The organism is Pseudoalteromonas sp. MMG012 (genome assembly GCF_018100875.1).
Taxonomy (GTDB): Bacteria; Pseudomonadota; Gammaproteobacteria; order Enterobacterales; family Alteromonadaceae; genus Pseudoalteromonas; species Pseudoalteromonas aurantia.
On record NZ_JAGJEF010000173.1, the window covers coordinates 1 to 1881 of the forward strand.

The window sequence follows — 1881 nt, forward strand, 5'->3', positions numbered from 1 at the left end:
TTTAGTTGTAACCCCTTTGGTTACAGGTAATACAACTTTAATTCACACTTGCCCCCTTGTGTGTCAATTTAAGCTTGCGACAAACTATGTCAATTTCTACTTGAACATCACATAAAGCAAGCTACAGTTAATTCTGTGCACACTGATGTGCCTCTTAATCTTCAATTTATAAGGAAATACCATGAAGAAATTATTTTCAACTTTCGTTGTCGTCTCGCTTGCTGTAAGCAGCACCTTTCTTAGTTCGTCTAGTTTTGCCAGTGATATGATTGCTGTCTGTAATGCATGTTCTGAACAGCAAATGCAAAATCGCGCAATCCAATATGCTCCCAATGGCGGTAAAGTACATATTATTGATGTACATAATAATAAAGTGAGTGCTTATCAGACCGAGCGTGAGGAAGGCTTAGTCATGTATTGGGCTATTCCAGTCAAGGAGTCTATTAAAGCAGGTGTTACACATGTTCGACATGCCAAAAATACGATTGAAGACTTAGCTCAAGGTAGCGTAAACATCGAGCATCTACGGCCATTTTTAGGGCCATATTCAGATATTAATACGGCTCACACCGTTGCCAAGTATACCGAGCAAAAAGCAGCTATTCAAAGCGCTCTTAACGATTACTTTACAGGTAATATTGCAGGTGCCATAACGTCTGCATCAGTCAGTTTGGGCACCGCGATAGTCAATCAAGCACTGACGGTTAATCTCGCGGTTAATGTGAGCTTTCCGAGTGATGGCACCACGTATTCGTTCATGTTTAAAGGAATAATTAAGAACTTAAATGGTGATGTGTCCGTTATGTTTGAACCCATTATTAACTCTGGACGAGATAAAGGGATCCGTTTAAGTGAATCACGGAGCTACACTGGCTATAGAGCCAACGGCGCAAACGATGCACTACAGCGTATCATCAACCACATGATCGCATCAGGAGTCAACGTAACCCTTGGCGGCAACCCACTCCCAACAGGCACAGTCACCATCACCGATGTTGTATGTAGCAATGAACCAGGCAAAGGATGTAATGCGACAGAATAAACTCGGTATGAACTTCACTCGATAACGTAAGTGGTCAGTTAAGCTGGCTACTTACTCATAGTATATCAACGGGGTCAGAGTCGTTGATATTCCAACTATAGCAAACACATCTTAAAGACTCCTCCATCACGCCTGAAAATAAACAATTGATGAGTAATACACTCGTATGGCGGAATTTTGTTCCCGACAAATCCCAAGTACCTAAATCCCTATAGGCAATGCGCTTCAAGCCATGCTGGCACATGAATGTGCTTTCATGGCGTTTACGTTCACATCAATTGTTTATTCGAAGATCAGCGTGATGGTGGGGCGCTGGGTGTGTCCAGAGAGGGGCCAGCGGCCGCCCCTCTTTGGTTGCTGTCGCCAACGCGACAAAGGGTTAATTTTCAAGTGACTGTTGATAACCAAAAATACTGATACAAGTTGTTTATGGATCCTGACCTTCGTCAGGAAGACGATATTAATACAAGTACCACTAAGAATGGATCCCTGACATTCGTCAGGAAGACAAAGTTAACAAAACGAGCTACCACCTATATTCTAGCCACGACCACTGCGCTTACAGATAACACCACTCCCCCTTCTATCACGCCTGAAAATAAGCAATTGATGAGTAATACACTCGTATGGCGGGATTTTGTTCCCGACAAATCCCAAGTACCTAAATCCCTATAGGCAATGCGCTTCAAGCCATGCAGGCACATGGATGTGCTTTCATAGCGTGTACGTTCACATTGCATCAAAGGGGTCAGAGTGGATGATTTTTCTCTTTTGACTTTAAGAACGCTCCTGATTTTCTATCTCCTCCTTTTGGCAATGGTGATGACCTCCTACCCGAA

At 43.1% G+C, this 1881-nt stretch carries 1 protein-coding gene; it reads left to right on the plus strand.

Annotated features, from left to right (window positions below; translation table 11 throughout):
- Window positions 1–181 precede the first annotated feature (181 nt).
- Entirely contained in the window at window positions 182–1042 is an 861-nt protein-coding gene (locus J8L97_RS22835) for a hypothetical protein (protein WP_211053015.1), read from the plus strand.
- Window positions 1043–1881: the final 839 nt, after the last annotated feature.

Coding starts and splice junctions, on each gene's coding strand:
- J8L97_RS22835 (WP_211053015.1), top strand. CDS start 182: ATGAAGAAATTATTTTCAACTTTCGTTGTCGTCTCGCTTGCTGTAAGC.